The organism is Longispora albida DSM 44784, from assembly GCF_000379825.1.
Taxonomy (GTDB): Bacteria; Actinomycetota; Actinomycetes; order Mycobacteriales; family Micromonosporaceae; genus Longispora; species Longispora albida.
Map to the genome: position 1 here is coordinate 266,833 of NZ_KB903825.1, position 17,501 is coordinate 284,333.

The 17,501-nt window shown below is 71.3% G+C and carries 21 protein-coding genes; 5 read left to right on the top strand and 16 right to left on the bottom strand.

Features of this window, described 5'->3' with window-relative positions; genetic code table 11:
- Positions 1 to 56: 56 nt before the first annotated feature.
- A complete protein-coding gene (locus tag A3G1_RS0114980) occupies positions 57 to 443 on the top strand; it encodes a hypothetical protein (protein ID WP_157641148.1) in 387 nt (128 codons plus the stop codon).
- Here the strand turns inward: A3G1_RS0114980 and A3G1_RS0114985 are convergent.
- The 3 genes from A3G1_RS0114985 to A3G1_RS0114995 are packed head-to-tail and all read right to left on the bottom strand — an operon-like array spanning position 433 to position 4,120.
- Positions 433 to 1,167 carry a tyrosine-protein phosphatase gene (locus A3G1_RS0114985; protein WP_018350296.1) on the bottom strand — a complete coding sequence of 245 codons (735 nt, stop codon included), beginning with the start codon at positions 1,165 to 1,167 and terminating at the stop codon, positions 433 to 435. The genes A3G1_RS0114980 and A3G1_RS0114985 overlap by 11 nt on opposite strands.
- On the bottom strand, positions 1,164 to 3,746 hold the full coding sequence (locus tag A3G1_RS0114990; RefSeq protein WP_026212149.1) for an ATP-binding protein: 2,583 nt from the start codon (positions 3,744 to 3,746) through the stop codon (positions 1,164 to 1,166). The genes A3G1_RS0114985 and A3G1_RS0114990 overlap by 4 nt, the downstream gene beginning before the upstream one ends.
- A gap of 44 nt (positions 3,747 to 3,790) precedes the next feature.
- On the bottom strand, positions 3,791 to 4,120 hold the full coding sequence (locus A3G1_RS0114995; RefSeq protein ID WP_018350298.1) for a hypothetical protein: 330 nt from the start codon (positions 4,118 to 4,120) through the stop codon (positions 3,791 to 3,793).
- A 104-nt stretch (positions 4,121 to 4,224) separates the two neighbouring features.
- Between A3G1_RS0114995 and A3G1_RS0115000 the strand changes: the two genes are divergently transcribed.
- On the top strand, positions 4,225 to 5,211 hold the full coding sequence (locus A3G1_RS0115000; RefSeq protein WP_018350299.1) for an ADP-ribosylglycohydrolase family protein: 987 nt from the start codon (positions 4,225 to 4,227) through the stop codon (positions 5,209 to 5,211).
- Positions 5,212 to 5,354: 143 nt separating this feature from the next.
- Here A3G1_RS0115000 and A3G1_RS0115005 read toward each other — a convergent pair whose 3' ends face one another.
- The 3 genes from A3G1_RS0115005 to A3G1_RS0115015 form a co-directional block, all read right to left on the bottom strand.
- Positions 5,355 to 5,792 (bottom strand): hypothetical protein, encoded by a 438-nt coding sequence (locus A3G1_RS0115005; RefSeq protein ID WP_026212150.1) that lies wholly within the window; start codon positions 5,790 to 5,792, stop codon positions 5,355 to 5,357.
- A 71-nt stretch (positions 5,793 to 5,863) separates the two neighbouring features.
- Entirely contained in the window at positions 5,864 to 8,068 is a 2,205-nt protein-coding gene (locus tag A3G1_RS38580) for a serine/threonine-protein kinase (RefSeq protein ID WP_051110539.1), read from the bottom strand.
- 39 nt (positions 8,069 to 8,107) lie between these two features.
- A complete protein-coding gene (locus tag A3G1_RS0115015) occupies positions 8,108 to 8,326 on the bottom strand; it encodes a hypothetical protein (protein WP_018350301.1) in 219 nt (72 codons plus the stop codon).
- A 214-nt stretch (positions 8,327 to 8,540) separates the two neighbouring features.
- On the opposite strand from A3G1_RS0115015, the gene A3G1_RS0115020 reads away from it, so the two are divergent.
- Both A3G1_RS0115020 and A3G1_RS0115025 read left to right on the top strand, forming a co-directional pair.
- Complete coding sequence (locus tag A3G1_RS0115020; RefSeq protein ID WP_157641149.1) at positions 8,541 to 9,287, top strand: XRE family transcriptional regulator; 747 nt, start codon at positions 8,541 to 8,543, stop codon at positions 9,285 to 9,287.
- Positions 9,284 to 9,763, top strand: coding sequence for an NUDIX domain-containing protein (locus tag A3G1_RS0115025; protein WP_018350303.1), 480 nt, complete (start codon positions 9,284 to 9,286; stop codon positions 9,761 to 9,763). The genes A3G1_RS0115020 and A3G1_RS0115025 overlap by 4 nt, the downstream gene beginning before the upstream one ends.
- Here the strand turns inward: A3G1_RS0115025 and A3G1_RS34980 are convergent.
- The 8 genes from A3G1_RS34980 to A3G1_RS42325 form a co-directional block, all read right to left on the bottom strand.
- Positions 9,723 to 10,331: an HD domain-containing protein gene (locus A3G1_RS34980; RefSeq protein ID WP_018350304.1), complete on the bottom strand. Its 609-nt coding sequence runs from the start codon at positions 10,329 to 10,331 to the stop codon at positions 9,723 to 9,725. The two genes, A3G1_RS0115025 and A3G1_RS34980, sit on opposite strands and share 41 nt — an antisense overlap.
- Positions 10,332 to 10,395: 64 nt before the next feature.
- Positions 10,396 to 11,208, bottom strand: a complete 813-nt coding sequence (locus A3G1_RS0115035; RefSeq protein ID WP_018350305.1) for a class I SAM-dependent methyltransferase — start codon at positions 11,206 to 11,208, stop codon at positions 10,396 to 10,398.
- A 77-nt stretch (positions 11,209 to 11,285) separates the two neighbouring features.
- Entirely contained in the window at positions 11,286 to 12,101 is an 816-nt protein-coding gene (locus A3G1_RS0115040; protein WP_157641150.1) for an ABC-2 transporter permease, read from the bottom strand.
- 8 nt (positions 12,102 to 12,109) lie between these two features.
- The gene (locus A3G1_RS0115045; protein ID WP_018350307.1) at positions 12,110 to 13,075 is read right to left on the bottom strand and encodes an ATP-binding cassette domain-containing protein; all 966 of its coding nucleotides are present in this window, start codon (positions 13,073 to 13,075) and stop codon (positions 12,110 to 12,112) included.
- A complete protein-coding gene (locus tag A3G1_RS0115050) occupies positions 13,072 to 14,526 on the bottom strand; it encodes a PH domain-containing protein (RefSeq protein ID WP_083936937.1) in 1,455 nt (484 codons plus the stop codon). Before A3G1_RS0115050 ends, A3G1_RS0115045 begins: the two co-directional genes overlap by 4 nt.
- Entirely contained in the window at positions 14,523 to 14,993 is a 471-nt protein-coding gene (locus A3G1_RS40570) for a PH domain-containing protein (RefSeq protein WP_157641151.1), read from the bottom strand. The genes A3G1_RS0115050 and A3G1_RS40570 overlap by 4 nt, the downstream gene beginning before the upstream one ends.
- Positions 14,990 to 15,265 (bottom strand): hypothetical protein, encoded by a 276-nt coding sequence (locus A3G1_RS40575; protein ID WP_157641152.1) that lies wholly within the window; start codon positions 15,263 to 15,265, stop codon positions 14,990 to 14,992. Before A3G1_RS40575 ends, A3G1_RS40570 begins: the two co-directional genes overlap by 4 nt.
- 87 nt (positions 15,266 to 15,352) lie before the next feature.
- Positions 15,353 to 15,655, bottom strand: coding sequence for a LysR family transcriptional regulator (locus A3G1_RS42325; protein WP_083936939.1), 303 nt, complete (start codon positions 15,653 to 15,655; stop codon positions 15,353 to 15,355).
- Between the two features lie 495 nt (positions 15,656 to 16,150).
- Between A3G1_RS42325 and A3G1_RS40105 the strand changes: the two genes are divergently transcribed.
- On the top strand, positions 16,151 to 16,321 hold the full coding sequence (locus A3G1_RS40105) for an aureocin A53 family class IId bacteriocin (RefSeq protein WP_018350310.1): 171 nt from the start codon (positions 16,151 to 16,153) through the stop codon (positions 16,319 to 16,321).
- A 153-nt stretch (positions 16,322 to 16,474) separates the two neighbouring features.
- On the opposite strand, the gene A3G1_RS0115070 is transcribed toward A3G1_RS40105, so the two are convergent.
- Together A3G1_RS0115070 and A3G1_RS0115075 are read right to left on the bottom strand one after the other, a co-directional pair.
- A complete protein-coding gene (locus tag A3G1_RS0115070) occupies positions 16,475 to 16,660 on the bottom strand; it encodes a hypothetical protein (RefSeq protein ID WP_018350311.1) in 186 nt (61 codons plus the stop codon).
- Complete coding sequence (locus A3G1_RS0115075; RefSeq protein ID WP_018350312.1) at positions 16,660 to 17,493, bottom strand: metallophosphoesterase family protein; 834 nt, start codon at positions 17,491 to 17,493, stop codon at positions 16,660 to 16,662. Before A3G1_RS0115075 ends, A3G1_RS0115070 begins: the two co-directional genes overlap by 1 nt.
- Positions 17,494 to 17,501: the final 8 nt, after the last annotated feature.

The following is a 17,501-nucleotide window of genomic DNA, read 5'->3' on the forward strand; positions in this document are numbered from 1 at the left end:
GCACACCTGCCATACCCGGCCTGACCAGGGCAGATGGGGCTGGTCAGCATGGTTGGATGCGCGTTGTTGCCAGGGCCCCGGATGGCCAGTGGATGGAATGGCGGGTCTGGCGGCAGCAGATCGCCTGGCGGCCCCGGTACCGTGGCTTCTTCCTCGACACCAGCGGCGACTCCGAGGGCATTGGGCTCATGATCAACCTCGCGCTGAACGTGATCCCGTTTACCCTCTTCGCGCTCAGCCTGACGTCCAGCCTGCTCGCGACGGTCGTCGTGTGGCCGTGGCGGAGGTGGGTGTCCCGCCGGTGGACCGTCCACGCCCGGCCACCGTCGGGTACGGAGTTCCCGGACCGTGAGCAGGTCGTCCACGGCCGGGCTGCCGCTGACGCGCTGGTTCGCGAGTGGGCCGCCGCGATCAAGCGCGAGGGGACGCTTGTCAGTCCGTGAGGAGCCGGGCGCGGAGGGTCTCGACGAAGGCGTCGTCGATGCCGAGGGCCGTGGCGCAGTACTCGCGGACGGAGCCGTACTCGGCCTTGAGTTCCGCGAGGAAGATTTCCATGACCTCGGGCGGGGTCTGGCCGGTGTATGGCCACGACGGCTGCTTGCCGGTCCGCTCGACGAACCGGGCGACGGCCAGGTGCGCGAACTGCCCGGTGATCGCGAAGTCGGCGACGATGTCCTCTTCGGACACGCCGAGCAGGCTGAGCACCAGGGCCGCGATCAGGCCGGTCCGGTCCTTGCCGCCCATGCAGTGGAAGACGAGCGGCCCGGTGTCCTCGGCGACCAGGTCGAGGACCTGGCGGATCTCCTTGACGCCGTCCGAAGCCACCTCCATGTACTTGCCGGCCAGGAACGGCCCCGGCTCGACCGTAGCCTCCATGCTGGCCTGCTGGTACGGCCGGTGCTCGACGCTCAGGTTGTGGTACGCCACGCCTTCCGTCTCCGGGAAGCGGCCGGAGCGCTCGACCTCCCACGGGTACCGCAGGTCGACGACCGTCCGCACGCCCAGCCCCGCGAAGGTCTCCCGGTCGGGCCCGTCCTCGGCGAGCGGGGCGAGGGACGCGCTCCGGTAGAGCAGGCCCCAGCGGACGGTGCGGCCCTCGTGGCCGGTGTACCCGCCGAGGTCGCGGAAGTTGTAGACCCGGCCGAAGGGGATGTGACGCTCGGTCATGCTGTCTCCAGGGGTAGGCAGGCGAGTTCGGCGCGGGAGATGATCCCGAGCTTCGGGTACGCCTTGTAGAGGTGGTGCCCGACGGTCCTCGGGCTGAGGAAGAGCTGGGCCGCGATGTCCTTGTTGGACAGCCCGGTCGCCGCGAGGCGGACGATCTGGAGTTCCTGCGGGGTGAGGACGGCGAGCTTGCCCTGCCGTGCGGACTCGGGGGCCGCGGCCCCGGTCGCGGTCAGTTCCGCGCGGGCCCGGGCGGCCCAGGGTTCCGCGCCGAGTGCTTCGAGGGTGGTGACGGCTGGCTGGAGCCAGCGGCGGGCGTCGCGCTTCCGCCGGGCCCTGCGCAGGTACTCGCCGTAGAGCAGCGCCGTCCGGGCCTGCTCGAACGGGCGGGACGCGTGCTCGCCGAGCGCCAGCGCCGCCGTGAAGTCCTCCCCGGAGCCACGCAGGAGTGCCCGGCAGCGCAGGACGAGGGCATCGCTCCACGGCTGTGCCGCCCTGGCCGCCCAGGCTTCGAAGCGGGCGAGGCCCGGCGCGGCACGTTCCGGCTCTCCGACGCGGACGGCGGCCTCGACCAGGTCGGGGACGCTGCGGATCGCGCTGATCTGGTACGTGCCGAGGGTTTCGAGGCGGGCGAGGGCCTGCGCGGCGCGCCCCGTACCGAGGTCGAGGAGGGCGAGCGCCCACTGGCACCACGGCTGGCCGGCGTGACCGAGATCGGCCGAGGCCGCCACGAGCCGCTGGCATTCCGCCGCGTCTCCGGCGACGGCCGCCAGGTACGCGAGGAGGCTGGTGAGCTGGCTGCGCCACTGGGCCTGGCCGGTGTCCTCCGCGATCCGGAGCGCGTCGGTGGCGGTGGCGTGCGCGTCGCGGTGCCGGCCGGCGAAGAGCTCGGCCTCGGCGAGGAAGAAGCCGACCGTCGGCAGGAAGCCGATCCAGCCGTCGGCGCGGCCCCGGGCTGCCAGGTCGGTGGCCAGCTCGTACGTGACGTGGTCGCGGCCGGTCACCAGGGCGATCCCGCATACCTGCGCCAGATCGCGGGGCTCGGTGACCTGGCGGGCCGCGTCGATAGCGGCGCTGACTTCCGCCGCCGTGCCGGTCATCGCGGTCGCGAGCAGCCGGGCGACCGGGTAGCCGGGCCCGAGGGCCGCCAGCCGGTCCACGATCTCCGCCAGCTCGGCCTCGCCCGCGTACCAGGCGGTGTGGAAGGCCTGCTCCAGGATGCTGGCCGGCTCCGGGCTGAGGTCTGCGCCTTCCAGCAGCAGCCGGTGCGCCTGGCCGTAGGAACCCTGCCAGAAGTGCGCGATGCCCTGCACGTGACGCAGCCGGCCGTCCACTGTGGAGACCTGGGCTGCGAGGGTCAGCGCCCGGTCGAGGTCACCGGCCTCGGTCGCGGCCTCGGCGGCCAGCAGGTAGCGGCGGGCTGCGGCCGCCGGGTCGGTGCTGAGCTGGGCGGCGCGTTCGTAACCTGCCGCTGCCGCCGCGTAGCCGGTGCGCTCCCGGGCCCGCTCGGCTGTGCGTTCCAGCTCCGCCGCGAGGGCCTCGTCGGTGCCGGTGGCCGCGCGGGCCAGGTGCCACGCGCGGCGGTCGGCGTCCTGCGGCTGGCCGAGGGCTTCCGCCAGTTTTCCGTGTACGAAGAGACGCCGGCTCACGGCCGCGCCCTGGTACACGGCTGCCCGGATCAGCGGATGGCGGAACCGGAGCGTCCGGCCGGCGACGACGACCAGTCCGGCCTCCTCCGCCTCGGCCAGCTCGGCGGGGCCGGAGCCCAGAGTGGACGCTGCGCGGAGTACGACATCGAGATCTCCGGTGTCCTCCGCCGCCGCGACCAGCAGCAGCGCCTGGACCGGGGCGGGCAGCCGGCTGGCCTGGCCGTGGAAAGCCATCCGCAGCCGGCTGGTCAGCGGCAGGCTCCCGCCGTCAGCGACAGCGGCAGGCAGTTCGAGCAGGGCGAGCGGATTGCCCTGCGCCTCGGCCAGCACCTGGTACCTGACGGCCGGCGCGAGGTCAGCCGTGGAGTCCAGCAGCGCTGCGGCATCGGGCGGGGCGAGCCCGTCGAGTGCGAGTACCGGCAGCCCAGCCGCCTCGAACTCCGGCCGCGCCGCGAACAGCATCGCCACGCCCTCCGCGCCGAGCCGCCGGGCGGCGAAGAGCAGCGCGTCGGCCGAGGCCCGGTCGAGCCACTGCGCGTCGTCGATGACACAGAACAGCGGCCCGTCCTCGGCCAGCTCCCCCAGCAGCGACAGCACGGCCAGCCCGGTGAGCAGCCGGTCGGACCGGCCGCCGGAGCCGAGCCCGAACGCCGCCTCGATCGCCTGCCGCTGCGGGCCGGGCAGGGCCGGCAGCCGGTCGAGCGCCGGGGCGAGCAGCAGGTGCAGGCCGGCGAAGGGCAGCTCGGCCTCGGACTCGATGCCGGTCCCGCGCAGTACGCGCATGCCGGAGGCGAGCCCGGCGGCGTGGTCGAGCAGGGCCGACTTGCCGATGCCGGGGTCTCCGCTGAGGAGCAGCGCGCCGCTTGCCCCGGTACGGCAGGATTCGAGGAGCGCGCTGATCGCCGACTGCTCCGCGGCCCGCCCGTACATCATGATCATGAGGGTACTGGGCGGGCCGCAGGTTCGCGGGGCACCGGCTACTGGCCGCCGCAGTACACGGAGTCGTAGATCGCTTCCTCGGTGCTCGCGGCGTCGCCGACCACGACCCGGACATGCGTCCACTGGGGCGTGCGGCAGAAGCCGACGATCTTCTTCTGGCCGTCCACGTGCCACATGTGCAGGCCGTTGCGGTACCACTGGATGGTGTATGGGTTCGTGGCGGCGAAGTCCACTGTGCAGGTGAAACTGGTCGGGCCGCTGGTCACGCAGTCCAGCCCGGTGATCGTGGCCGCGTGGGCCGGTGCGGCGGGCAGGAGCACGCCGGCCAGGGCCACGGCGGCGAGAGCCAGCCGTCCTTTCTTTACCATTCGTACCTCCATCGGCGGTCAGTGCCCGGTGGTCACTGGTAGCGGCGAAGCGTATCGACTCTCCACAGTGGACCGGAACGCCTGCCCGTGTATCGTCGGCCGCTATGACAGTGGCGGGTTCCCTCTACGGGCTGGCGTACGGCGACGCGCTCGGCGCGCCGGCGGAATTCAAGAACATGGCCGAGATCGCCGCGATGTACGGGCCGGGCGGGCCACGCGAGCTGGCGGAACCGGTCGCGCGGGTCACCGACGACACGCAGATGGCCATCGCGTTCGCCGAGGCGCTGATCTCCGCGCCGTCGGTCACCCCGGCCGGGCTGGAGCCTGCGATCCGGGCAGCGTACGTGGCCTGGTGGGCCAGCGAGGACAACAACCGGGCACCGGGCATGACCTGCCTGACGGCGTGCGAGGCGCTCGACGCCGGGCTGCCGTGGGCCGAGGCGGCCGTCGCCGGTTCGAAGGGCTGCGGGGCGAACATGCGCGCCACGCCAGCCGGGCTGATGCCGGGGCTGACGGCCGGTCAGCGTTCCGGGGCCGCGCAGCTCCAGGCCGCGATGACGCACGGGCACCCGACCGGGCTGGCCGCGAGCGAGCTGACGGCCTTCGCCGTGCGGTACCTGCTCGACGGCGTGACCCCGGCCGCCCTGCCGGGCGCGCTCCGCGAGCATGCCGAGAGCCAGCGGCGGGTGTACCACGGCGACTGGCTCGGCGACCTGTGGCAGCGTCCGGGTAGTAGCACGCCGGAGGACTACATCGCGCGGGGCTGGGACGAGTGCCTGCACGCGCTCGACGTCCTGGACACCGCGCTGCGGTACCCGGACCGCGACGCCGACCCGTGCCTGGCCACGGGCGCGGGCTGGATCGCGGAGGAGGCCCTGGCCACGGGCCTGTACTGCTTCCTGCTGTACCCGGACGAGCCGGTCGCCGCGCTGTCACGGGCCGCAGCCAGCTCCGGAGACTCCGACTCGATCGCGTGCCTGGCCGGGGCCTTCGCCGGAGCGGTACACGGGATGGACGGCTGGCCTGCGCACTGGCGCGAGGTGATCGAGTACGAACCGGCCCTCGGCAGGATCGCCGCGGCCTTCGCCTGAAAATCCGGGCGCGAACCCGGCCACGCCGCCTGCTCGGGAAGCTCGCCCCGCGCGTGTACGTGCTGGCGCACGGGCGGTGAGACCGGTGCACAGTGGATGACTGTGCACGCGGGCTCAGGTACAAAATCAGGGGTTTGGGGGTTTCAGCGCTTCTTCGCGCGGGGCTTGCGGGGGCGGAGGGTCAGGGACCACGGGGCGCCGGAGCGGGCGATCTCGGCCTCGGTGCGCCCGATCAGCTCGGCGGAGGCGCGCCAGCCGGTGGCCTGGCCGGTGTAGCTGGTGCCCTTCGTCCGCGCGACGATCGTCCACGGCACGCCGAACAGGCTCCGCCCGATCATGACCACGGGCAGCAGGAGCAGGAGCAGCAGCCACTCCAGGACGAAGGTCAGCACGAAGAGCAGCAGCGGGATGCCGAAGAGGACGATCACCACGACCAGGATGATGATGCCGAACCAGTCGTCGCCGGCGTCGGGCATGTCGATCGACGGCAGGTTCCCGAGGTCGCTGGTCCTCGGCCGCCACGGCAGCCACCTGCGGCCCACCCACCAGCGGCGCCGGTCGGGCCCGCGCGTCCAGCTCATCCTGCCTCCGTCGCCGCTCGCCGTTGGGTCTCGGCTGACCAGTGTGCAGGATGCCCGCCAGCTCTCCAGCCTCAGTAGGACCAGGTGTATCCGTGCAGGACGAAGTAGTCCAGCCCGGGGGCCGGTACCGCCCGGACCTTGATCCACGCGTAGAACTGCTGGTCGTCGCGGGCACACAGCCACGTGCCCTCCCGCAGCGCGCTCGCCGGCACGCTGGCCGACCAGCCGGTCGCCGCCTTGCACTGCTGGTACGTCGGCTGGCTGGCGCCACTGTGGACGGTGATCTCGGAACCGAGCCGCGTGTACAGCCCGGCCGCGTCCTTGCCCAGGTCGGGGCTCGGGTCGCCGGAGCGCCACTCGCGGAACCGCACCGCCGGGTTGTCCGAGCCGAGCCGCACCCCCGGGTTCTCCTCCTTCCTGCCGCTCTCTGTGGTCTTCGGGATGTTCCAGGTGTACCCGCTGAGCGCGATGCTGTCCCCCGCCATCCCCTGCACCCGGATCCGCGCGTGCCGGCCAGCCTGGGTGTAGGCGCAGAGCTGGCTGCCGGTGGTGAGCGCCGTCAGCGGGATCATGTTCGTCCACGAGGCGCCGTAACACTGGGCGAAGGTGGGCGTGGCGGTACCCGGCATCAGGGCCAGGTACGCGCCGAGCTGTGTGAACAGCTCCGTGCCGCCCCGGACCAGGTCGGAAGCCGGGTCGCCGGCCCCCCAATAGTCCATGAGCATCGCGGGCTTGCCGGGGCCGAGGGTCTGGCCGCCCTCGGCGAGCACCGACGGCTCTCCGGGCGGCGGGTCGGTCCTGGCCGGGCTGGTCCGGGTGTCCGACGGTGTGGGCTGCACGCCTCCCCCGTTGCCGATCTCGGTGCCGTTGCCGGGACCAGCTGTGCCGCCTCCGTTGCCGCTGGTGGCCTGCCCGCTGGCGCCCGGCGTGGTACCGGGGCCGGGAGCCGGGGACCCGGCCGTGCCGGTCGATCCCGCTGAGCCGGTGGCGGAAGGGCTGGCGGATCGCGTGGCGGTGGCCGGGGCTGGCGTGGCACCCGGTGGCGTCTTCGGATCCTGGCTGAGGCCCGGCAGGGTCAGCAGGCCCAGTACGAGCGCGATCACCGGCGGGACGAGCCGGATCACGCGGGCGAGGCGCTCCGAGCCGGCCCCGCCCTCCGGCAGCCGCCCGCCGAACGGCCGGGTCACCATCGAGCGGGCCAGCTGGCGGGTGCTCTCGGGCAGCCAGCCCGCCGGGACGTCCCGCACGCCAGCGATCCCGGCGGCCAGCGCCACGACCTCGGCGGCGGACGGCCGGGTGGCCGGGTCCTTCGCGAGACAGGCGGCGATGAGTGCCTTGATCTCGTGAGCTGATGTCCCGGTATCAGCCATACCGGACAGGTCGGGCTCCGCCGAGACGAGCAGAGCAGGCTGGCCGCTGTCGCCGAAGGGTGCCCGGCCGGTCGCGGCGTAGGCGAGGGTGGCGCCGAGGCTGAACACGTCGGCGGCCGGGCCGGGTACCGAGACGGCCGGCTGGGCCTGCTCGGGGGCCAGGTACAGGGGCGTGCCGCCGGCCTGGCTCAGGGTCGCGTCGACTGCGGCGGCGATGCCGAAGTCGATCAGCATCGGGCCCCGGGTACCGAGCACCACATTGGACGGTTTTACGTCCCGGTGCACCAGGCCCTCGGCGTGGATGGCCGACAGCGCCCGGCTCAGCCCCAGTGCGAGCATCGCCAGCTCCCGGGCACCCGTCCACGCGCCGTGCAGGGCGATGGCCTGCTGGAGGGTCGGGCCGGGGACGAACGCGGTGGCCAGCCAGGGCGAGGCGGAGTACGGCGACTCGTCCAGCACGACCGGGACGTACCGGCTGCGTACCCGCCGCTGCGCCGCCACCTCGGCCCGCAGCCGGGCGGTGAACGCGCCGCCGCCCGCCGCCGGGCGGAACACTTTGACGGCCGCGTACCGGCCCTTGGGGCCACGGCCCAGGTACACGATGCTGGACGCGCCCTCGCCGAGACGGGTCCGCAGCTCGTAGCGGCCGAGCTGGCCCGGGTCGGTGTCCAGCACCGGGATGCCCTGGCCGCGCCACGTCCTGGTCAGGGCGCGGTGGATCAGGCCGGCCAGGTACGGCAGCTCGCTGGCGACGACGGCAGCGAACGCCGCGCCCGCCGCCAGCCAGACCCCCTCGGCCGGGCTGACCGGGCGGCCCGACTTCTGGAGGAGCAGCTGGCTGGCGCCGAGCAGGATGACACAGAGGACAAAGAAGAACGCCCACACTGTCCACTGAGCGATGCGCACGTACCAAGTCTGCCGGGCCGGACCGGGCCCGAGCCTGTCTCATTCCCGACGGGACTCCTGTTGCCTGCGCTCGGCGCTGGCCCGGATCTGGCACGGCCACACCACCCGCCGCCCGCACTCCAGGCAGCCGAAGCACAGCCCGGCGGCACCGGGGATCCGCCGGTGCAGGATGATCAGGTCACGGGGCGTGAGGGTGTCCCGGATGAATGAATCCCACTCGGCCCGGTACTCGGCTGGCAGGTCGGCGAACCCGGTCATGCGCACCAGCTTTCTGGGTCCTCGTGCGGAAACACCCCTGTGACCAGCCAGAACACTCACCGGCCGCCCTAGGGAATCCTGCCACTGGCACCGGTTCCACTTTCCTGATTCCACATTGCGGAGTGTCGCGCCGTCACTACGGCGTGCAGACATCTGGGACGTTCCCGGGTTAGCGTGAAACGTCCCTCTGCGGTCGGCGGTGTGGGGTGCGCGAGTGAGTAACGACCAGCTCAAGGCAAGTATGGCGCGGGCGGGCGTGACAGCTGGGGTGCTGTCGCGGACGGTCGGCGTGGACGTGAAGACCGTCGGCCGCTGGCTGGCGGGGCGGCTCCCGCACCCGAGGCACCGGGCGGCCACCGCGTCCTTTCTCGACGAGGACGAGGCGTTCCTGTGGCCGGACGCCCAGTCGCGCACCTTCGGCAACCGCAAGGTCGGCGCGGAGATCGTCTCGGCGTACGCCTACCGGTCCGACCTGCCGACCGCGCAGTGGTGGCACCTGATCAGCTCGGCGGGGCGGGAGGTGGACCTGCTCGGGTACACCCTGTACTTCCTGCCCATGCAGCACCCGCAGTTCACCGACACGCTGATCGAGCGGGCGGAGCGCGGATGCAGGATCCGGATCGCCCTCGCCGACCCCGAGTCCCGGCACGTCGCCGACCGCGACGTCGAGGAGGACGTGGCGCTGACCATCGCGATCCGGGTCCGGACCACGCTGAAGTACTTCGCGAGCCTGCGCGGCTGCCCGGGGATCGAGATCAGATTCCAGGACGCCCCGCTCTACAACTCGGTTTTCCGGTTTGATGACCAGATGCTGGTCACTCCGCACCTGTACGCCACGCAGGGGGCGGCAGCACCGCTGCTGCACCTGCGCCACCTCGGCGGGCGGGGGCTCTACGCCCGGTTCGCCGAGCACTTCGACCTGATCTGGGAACGCTCCCGCCCGCTGGACGGCTGGTCATGACGGACGTCCCCCGCAGGCGCGACTACTACGACGACCCGGCGGCACCGGCCGCGACCTCACTGCGCCCGGCGGCCTCGGCCATCGTGCCCGGCCCCAATGGTGAGATCCTGCTGCACCGCCGGGCCGACAACGGGCTGTGGGCGCTGCCCGGCGGGCTGATGGAACTGGGCGAGTCCCTCGCGGACACCGTCCGGCGCGAGGTCCGCGAGGAGACCGGGCTCGACGTCGAGCCGGGCTACGTGATCGGCGTCTACTCCGACCCGCTGCACGTCTTCGCCTACCCCGACGGCGAGGTCCGCCAGGAGTTCTCGGTCTGCGTGGCCTGCACGGTGACGGGCGGCTCGCTCGCGATCAGCCCCGAATCGACAGACCTTCGTTTCTTCGTACCCGGTGAGATCGGCGCCCTGCCCATCCACCCGCGCATCCTCACCCGGATCACCGACTACCTGACCGGCCAGCGCGCAGCTCTGTGCTGACCGGGTCCTGAACGCAGTCACACCCCGCGCCGGCATGCCGGGACACGTGCCCGATCGCCCGCTCGATCTCGGGTGCCGCCGCCGTGATGGCCTGCGCCACGGAGTGGTGCTCCCCGTACCGCTCGCGGATCTCGGTCAGCCGCTCGGCGAAGGTGACCGGCTCCCCCTCCGGGCTGGTCGTCATGTCGCAGGTCCACAGCGCGTCGCGCAGCAGGCTGTCCTCGTCCGGGAAGTCCTCCTGCTCGGCGTGCAGCCCGCGCAGCCCGGCCTCGATCGCGGCACCGGAGTGGTTGGCCACCAGGCAGCACAGCCGGAAGCCTGCCCCGATCCGCTGGAGCCGCCGGGCACCGTCCACGGGGTGGAAACCGGTGTCCAGCAGACGGGACGAGTACCCGATGTCGTGCAGCCAGGCCGCCACGACCAGCAGCTCACCGCCCTCGCCCACGACCGGCTGGAGCTCGCCGGCCCTGGCGGCCACGGCCTGGACGTGCCGCCAGCGGCGGGGCCACTCGGCAGCCAGGTACAGCTCGGCCAGCTCGCGGGCGTCGTCCACAGTCAGCAGCTGCATGGCAAAAGCATATGTACGGACAGTGATGCATTTACCCACTTCGCCAACCTGGGCGGTGAGCGCCCTACGCGGTGCCGAAGGCCAGCAACGCGGTGTGGGGAAGCAGGAGCGCACCGTCCGGGGCGGTGAACTCCGCGCTCAGTACCTCGAAATGGTTCTTGATCGTCGCGATGACCGCCGGCGGCTGGCTGACGATGGTCTGCCCGATCGTGGCGACCCCGGTGACCGCGGCCTCCCACCACTCCCGCGCCGTGGTCCGGTGCTGCCAGGTCAGCAGCTCGCAGGAGACCTCGCTCAGGCCTGAGTCCCGCAGCAGCGCCGCGAACCCGTCCGGCGTCCGGGGGAACTCGTCACCGGGTTCGAGGCCCGGCAGGCCTGCGGGCGGGGTCACGCCGGCAGCGGCGACCGCGCGGCCCAGGAGCCCCTGCCCCGGCCCGGCGGACGCCGCCCAGATCGTCGCGGCGACCCGGCCACCGGGACGGGTCACCCGGCGCAGCTCGGCGGCTGCCGCCGAGGGCCGGCCGACGTGGTTGAGGACGAAGTTCGCCACCACGGCGTCGAACTCGCCGTCCGGGAACGGGAGGACGGGCAGGAGCGCGGTCAGCAGTTCCGCGTCCGGTACGGCACGGGCGGCAGCCTCCAGCATCCCGGGATCGGCGTCTACCGCCGTCACCGTGCAGCCGCGCGCGCTGGCCTCCGCCGCGACAGTGCCGGTGCCCGTCCCCACGTCCAGCAGCCGCGTGCCCGGGCCGGCCACAGCGGCGTCCACCAGCGCCGGTACCGGGAAGGCACAGAGCTTGGCGAAGCCAGCGGCGTACGCGCCGGCCTTGCCGGCCCACTTCCGGCGCTCAGCCTCGTCGAACACAGTGGTCGTCATGTATCCCCCCGGTAGCGCTCCTGCGGCAAGCAACGAACGCCCCATCTAACACCAGGGCCTGCGGCTGCCCCGCCGCGTCAGGCGTCGCGGCGGCGCATGGACGCAGCGGCGCCGGTGGCGAAAGCCGCGGACCACACCACGAGGGCCAGCACCGAGACGACCCACTTGCCGGTACTGGTGACCGGTCCCAGGAGGCCGGTCACGGCTCCCCCGAAGCTGTAGTCGGAGAACCCGGGCGGAAGCACCCGGGGCGGGATCGCCAGCAGGATGATCGTCACCACGATCAGCAGGCCCAGGATGGCGAAGATGGCCCCGGCGGAGCTGCGGAGCAGGCACCCGAGGCTGACCGCCGACACGCTGACGCCGGCCGTGGCGATGACCGCGCCGGCCAGGCCCAGCAGGCTCTCCGCGTTCGTGACGGGTGTCCACAGCTGACCGGGGGTGATGGACAGCCAGGTGACCACCGACGTCACCATGATCGTGACGGTGACCAGCGCCGTGGCGGCACCAGCGACCACGATCAGCTTGGCGGCCAGCACGGGTGTCCGCCGGGGCGCTGCGGCGAAGGTGACCCGGATCGTGCCGTTGCCGAACTCGTTCGCGCCGGCCACCGCGCTCAGGGCCGCCACCAGGAAGATGGCCAGCTGCATGCCCAGGATGCTCGTGGTGACGAACATGGGCAGCGCCTCCTTCGCCGGCCCGGTGTGGGGCTCGGCGGTCAGCGCCACGGGAATGCTGATCCCGGCCGCGCAGACGACCGTCACGATCAGCAGCGTGACCAGTGACCGTGTCGTCCTCAGCTTGATCAGCTCACCGCGCAGCAGGCCGGCGAAGGTGAGCTGGTGGGAAGGCGCGACGTAGCGCCGGGCGGGAGCGCCGGTTGTCGTGGTCATGACCCGGCTCACCTCGTTTCCATCGTGACGGCGTTCGCCGTGCCGGACCGGGAGTACTGGGGTTCGCTGGTCTCACGCCCGCGGAAGGTGACGGAGTCAGCGGTGAGCTCGATGTAGGCCTGCTCCAGCGAGGCCCGCAGGGGTACCAGCTCGTGCAGCCTGATGCCGTGCGCGGCGGCCAGGTCACCCAGCTCGGCCGCCGTCAGCCCGTCCACCCGGGACGAACCGTCCGGCTCCCCCACGATGCGGCCGCCGGCGGACAGCACCAGCCGGCCGAGTTCCTCACTCTGCGGGCTGCGGACGAGAACGCCCTCGGAGGTACTGCGCTGGACCAGCGAGCTGACTGCCTCGTCGGCGATCAGCCGCCCCTGGCCGATGACGACCACGTGATCGGCGGTCAGGGCCATCTCGCTCATCAGGTGCGAGCTCAGCAGGACGGCCCGTCCTTCGGCCGCCAGCATCTTGACCATCTTGCGCATCCACACGATGCCGTCCGGGTCCAGCCCGTTGATGGGTTCGTCGAACATCAGGCTCGACGGGTCGGCCAGCAGGGCCGCCGCGACGCCGAGGCGCTGGGTCATGCCCAGGGAGAAGCCGCCGATGCGGCGGCCGGCGACCTCACCGAGGCCCACGATGTCCAGCACCTCGCGAACCCGCGCAGCGCCGATCCCCGCCGTCACAGCGATGGCCTCCAGGTGGCGGAAGGCCGAGCGCCCCGGATGACCCGCCTTGGCCTCGATCAGCGCCCCGAGGGCACCCAGGGGGTTGCGGTGCTCCGCGAAGGGTACGCCGTCCACGAGGATGGTCCCGCTGTCCGGCCGGGTCAGCCCGAGGATCATGCGCATCGTGGTGGACTTCCCTGACCCGTTGGGCCCGAGGAAACCGGTGACGATCCCCGGCCGCACCGTGAACGAGAGATCCTCGACCACCGGCTTCCCGCCGTACTTCTTGGTGACTCGCGCTACTTCGATCATGCCTTCATCCCGTTTCCATGAGCATTCGATCCGCTCGTCGTCGCGTCAATGAACCTGTCGGCGAGGACCGGCCTGCCCACCGGTACCCACAGCCGGATGGCTTTGGAGTCGTACACGCCCAGGCACACCACCGAGGCCGGCAGCCGGGCGGACCAGGACAGCTGCCAGGAGGCGGCGAAGTACACGGAGTCCCACGGCACGACGTAGTGCGTGACCCAGAGGAACCCGCGGCGGAAGTGGACCACCGCGTTGTCGGGGTCGGCCTGCGCCGCTGCCCAGCAGTAGTTACACGCGGCCAGCAGCGCGATCGCCAGGGCAGCCAGGAGGACTGCCGCCCGGACCGGGCGCAGATCGGCCGTGAACCACGCGGCGAAGGCGAACGTCGCCGTCGCCACGCTGATCAGGCCCCATCGGAGGGTCCGGCTCACCTGGGGACGGTGACCCACAGCGGCGGCGTACGCCGGGAAGTGGTCCCTGACGCCGTCCAGCACGCGTTCGAGGCGGGCGGCGGGAAAGACGATGTTCGCGCCGATCCTCTCGCCGGACTGGCGGGACACGAGGGCCAGCCGCGCGTACCCGGCGACCCGCATCAGGGGGTTCCGCTGGATCTTCACCCCGACGACGTGGTCAGCGGGTACCTGGCGCGACTCGGCCGAGATGAGGCCGCCGGACATGGCGAACACCCCAGCCCTGAGCCGGACCTCGAACGAGCGGTACCGCAGCCAGGCGACGAGCAGCCCGAACGCCAGTGCCACCGAACCGCACACAGCCACGGCGGTCACGGCCAGCATCCACAGTGGCCCCGTCCGCTCGGGGAGTTCCGGGAGTACCGGCGAGAACGGCAGGAGTGCCGTGGTGTTCTCGTACACCTCGAACAGGAACGGAACCAGCAGCACGAACTGCCCGTACGTCACCGAGATCAGCAGGTAGTCGCGCAGGCGAATCCGGTAGATGAGCTCGCCGGGATCGGCTGGCCCGGCACCCGGTACCGGGATCTCCAGTCGGTTCCTTTCGAAGTGGCGCTCGATCTCGGCGGCGACCGGCTGCGGGACCGCCTCGATCACCAGGCTGGCCTTCGACTCCGCGCCGATGCCGATCAGCACCCGCGCGCAGCCCAGCGCCCGCGCCACCGCCGACCGGGAAACCTGGACGGAGACCACCTCAGCCCAGCTGATCGAGACCGAGCGCCGGAACAGCAGGCCCGTGTCGTAGCTGATCCGTTCCTTGCCCACCGAGAACCTGGTCGTCCACCAGTCCGCCACGAGGCTGAGCACGGCGAGGCCGCCGACCAGCCCGAAAACCGCGTCCACGGGGATGCCGAGCGGGACCGGCCACCTGGTCCGGATCGACAGCCACGCGATCACGGCAGGCGCGATCGTCGTGGCGTGCTGGGCCACGCGGATCGCGAACATGGCCGGGCTGTTGCGCCGCCTGCCCGCTGCGCCCGTCATGGGGAGTGCTCGCGGATGAACTGCTCGAACCGATCGGCCTCTGCCCGCGACAGCGGCCCGATCGACCGTGACTCGACGATCGTCGCCGTCCTGACGGTGAACAGGTTGAACCACCGCAGAATCGGGCCCTGGCGCGTCTCGCAGTACAGGATCCGGGACAGCGGGTACACCTGGCGCTGCCGCCACAGCCTGCCACGCTCCACGATGACGCAGTCAGCGTTCAGCGTGTACCGGTAGTACCGGTAACGCCAGGGAATCAGCACGAGGGCGTCGAGTACCGCGAAAGCCAGAGCTGCCGCCGCAAGCGCGTGAACCCAGCTGCGCCACCCCGATGGCAGTGGCACGACTGTGGACAGGACTGTGGCGAGAACGATGACCATGACGGCGCCGACCGCGTTCTCCACCTGCCAGAAGAGCACAGCCCGCCTGTCCATCCGCCGGGCCGCGGCATCCGCTCCTCCGGTCATGATGTCGCAGACCTGGCGGCCTCGGCCTTGGCACGGGCCTGCCGCGCGCTGGCCCACATCCAGAGCAGCAGCACCAGGCCAGCGGCCGACACCACGTACGGCCGGCCGGAGTCGAGCCTGCCCTGCGCGATCAGCACCACGACGGCGACGGCCCACAGGGCTGGCACCAGGGCACCCAGCCAGAGCGGGCCTCTGCGGGCCACGAACCAGTGCAGGCCCAGCACCACCAGGACCGCTGCTGCCACCGCGAGAATGGCGGTATTCGGAAACACCAAAGCCTCCGTTCGAGTTGGTTGGGACGACTGAAATGCAAAATGTCCTCTGGCGAGCCGACATTAACAGTCACGAAGCCAGAGTTGTCATCCCCGAGGGCCGCCGGAAGGCAGCGACCTGAGTTCTGCTGTCATCCGGAGTACCTGCTGTGAGATTTCGAGCGCCTGCTGCCCGGCGCGGGTGAGGGACAGTCCTCGCATCTCACGTTCGAACAACTCGGAACGGCAGGCCTTCTCCACTTCTCTAATGTGGTAGAGCACAGTGGACTTCCCGTACTTGAGCTTCTTGGCAGTTTCCGTAATGCTTCCAGTCGCAGCTGCGACCACAAAAGTGCGCAGCATAACCGTGTTCACGTGCTTTTCCCCGTCCAGAAATAGTCCCCCGACCATGCCGGTCCGGGCGCCAGGGTATGGCGGAACTCCTACCGGCTGAGTCTTGCCCGGACGGTCTGGTCATCCGGCGGACAATACGTTTCCCGCGTCCGGGCCGGCACTGGATCGCAGCGCCGGCCGGACCGATTTCGGGGCCAGACTACCCGACGCCGGGCACGGTGGCGACCCACGGCGAAGTCTGGATGATCACGGTCGGGCCCCACCCTCCACTGTGCCTCGTCCGGCAGCCAGTGCGCCCTGATCAGGCATCGCGCGCCAACATACCAGCCCGTCACCGGCACCACCCGGGCAGGCCCGCGCGGGCACGTCCTATCAGGTCCATGGACAGATGGCAATAGCTGGATGGCAATTTCGTCCTTAGTGGATCAAGCACTTCCGTCGATGTTAGTTTTCAGTTCCCCAATCGGGGATTCCACAGTCGTGATGCTTCTGACGGGAAATTACCGCCCGATGGGCGGCGTCAAGGCGTCACCGGGTTCCGGAGGTAATGCAATGAAGTGGATCAAGATCGCATGGCAGCTCATCAAGGCCGGCGCCAAGTACGGCAAGCGTTTCGCCGACTGGGTGTGGGCCAACAAGGGCACGATCCTGCGGTGGATCAGCGCCGGATACTCGATCAGCGAGATCGTGCTGATCATCGCCCGGCTTCTCGGCCTGGCCTAAGAATTCCCCCGGTGCGCACGCGCACTGAATGCTCGACATGAAAGCGGTCAGTCCATCGCGAGGGACTGACCGCTTTCCGGCGTGCTGTTTCACTCTTCCCGCAATCGCCTGGACACCTATTCTGGTATCCAGGCAGCGAACGTTAACCGAGCCTTAGCCCTCCTCGCGCCACACGTGCCCGGCCGGGCACCGCCAGCGCGGCGCGTCCTCGAAGACGACGCAGCCGCCGAGGGCGAGCTCCCCGGCCTCCGCCCGCTGGAAGGCCTCGTAGCTGGGCATGCCGTACATGATCGGGATGCTGGCTTCCCCGCAGTCGGGGCACGGTGGACGATCGGCCATCAGACGATGATCTCCTTCGGGACTCGGGGCTGGACCGGACGCTGCCGCCACTCACGCGGGTAGCCGAGGGAGACCTCCTCGAACGGCACGCCATCGTGCTCCATCCGGCGCGGGATGTGCAGGTGACCGTAGACGACGGCCGCCGCGTTGTACCTCACGTGCCAGTCGGCCGTCCGCTCGCTCCCGCACCACAGCGCGAACTCGGGATAGCGGAGTACGCGGGTGGGATGCCGGGTGAGCGGGAAGTGGTTGACCAGCACCGTGCGGACATCGGGGCCGAGGGCGTCCAGCCGTTTCTGCGTGTAGTCGATCCGGGCCGCCGACCAGGCGGCACGGGACGGGTACGGGTCGGGATGCAGGTAGTACTCGTCGGTGCACACCACCTGGGCCTTGTGCGCGATGGCCAGCCCCTCCTCCGGCGTGGTGGCCCCGTCGGGGAGGAACGAGTAGTCGTACAGCAGGAACATCGGCACGACCGTCACCGGCCCGCTCTCGCCAGCGAACACCGGGTACGGATCGTCCGGCGTGTGCACACCCAGCTCACGGCACACCCCGACCAGATACTCGTACCGTTCGGCCCCGCGCAGCTGCACCGGGTCGGCGGGCAGCGTCCACAGCTCGTGGTTGCCCGGCGCCCAGACCACTGTGGAGAACCGGCTGCTCATGGTGCGCAGCACCCATTCCGTGTCGGCCGCGAGGTCGCCCAGGTCCCCGGCCAGCAGCAGCCAGTCGTGCGGGCCGTCCGGCTGGATGGCCTCGGTGAAGGCCCGGTTGTCCGGGCGGCCGGCGTGCAGGTCGCTGATGGCGAGCAGTTTCCCTCGCGAGACAGTCACACACCCAC